At 52.5% G+C, this 1,146-nt stretch carries 1 pseudogene; it reads right to left on the bottom strand.

Features of this window, described 5'->3' with window-relative positions:
* Nucleotides 1-1,019 (bottom strand): annotated as a pseudogene (locus tag D9V82_RS11970) (IS256 family transposase); the annotation flags it as partial.
* Nucleotides 1,020-1,146: the final 127 nt, after the last annotated feature.

Raw genomic sequence — 1,146 nt, 5'->3', positions numbered from 1 at the left:
GGATTATTGGACCATACCTTCGTCCATACAGCTTTGGGTGCGGTTGTAAACGCGAGTATTTCATCTAATGATTCTTCCAGGTAGTCGGCGACGTCAGGGAAACGCTGCGTGCAGAAATCTACGACCTCACGTGCTTGGTCCCAGGTAGCTTGTGCGTCTGTTTGCTGGAAGATGGAGTGAAACATGCCCGATAGTGTTGTCCATTGGCGTTTGGATACTTTTGAGGACAGGTTTTTAGCACAATGTGTGCGGCAGCGTTGCCAGCTGGCTGTAGGTAGTACTTGGCCAACAGCAGCTTGGATTCCTAGGTGCGCATCGCTGGTGACGAGGTAGACGTCGCTAAGACCACGGGCTTTTAAGGTCTTGGAAGAATCCGGTCCATGATTCCACGGATTCTGATGTGGCGACCTGCATGCCGAGTAGTTCACGGTAGCCGTCTTTGTTGACGCCGGTAGCGATAAGCACACTGGTTTTAACGACGCGTCCGCCTTCGCGGACTTTCATGGTCAATGCGTCACAGGACAGGTAGTAATACGGTCCTGAATCCAGTGGGCGGGCTCTAAAGTCAGCGACCATGTCGTCGAGTTCTTTGGCCATGTTAGACACTTGTGATTTCGACAGATTGTTAATACCCAGCGTGGCCACTAAATCATTCATGCGTCTAGTGGAGACCCCTTTGAGATAACACGTGGCTATCACGGTAGTCAGGGCCCTTTCGGTACGTGTACTCCTTTCTAAGAGCCAGTCGGGATAAGAATGTGCCGTGACGTAGCTTCGGGATAGCAACGTCAATGCTTCCTACCCTGGTGTCTAAGGACCGGTGGCGGTAGCCATTGCGGGTATTAGTCCGCTGTGGAGACACCGTGGCGTAATCAGCGCCGCAGACCGTGTCAGCTTGGGCTGAGAGTATCTGGTTAATAAAGTCTGTAAGCATCTGGCGCATCAAGTCAGGGGAAGGCCTGAGTGAGCAATTCTTCCAGATACGCAGTCGGATCGATATGATGAGGGGTAGTGGCCATCGCGGGTTACATTCCTTTCGAGGATAAGTAAGAGTTGATTCGAAAGGTACCCGCGGTGGTCGCCTTTATGTGCACCGGCACGAGGCTTCACCCGGGTAACAGATACACCACACTAGCGGACGCAACC

This window comes from Corynebacterium macginleyi (assembly GCF_003688935.1).
GTDB classification, from domain to species: Bacteria; Actinomycetota; Actinomycetes; order Mycobacteriales; family Mycobacteriaceae; genus Corynebacterium; species Corynebacterium macginleyi.
The sequence above is the reverse complement of the archived record's forward strand: the minus strand, read 5'-3'. Positions and strand labels throughout refer to the sequence as shown.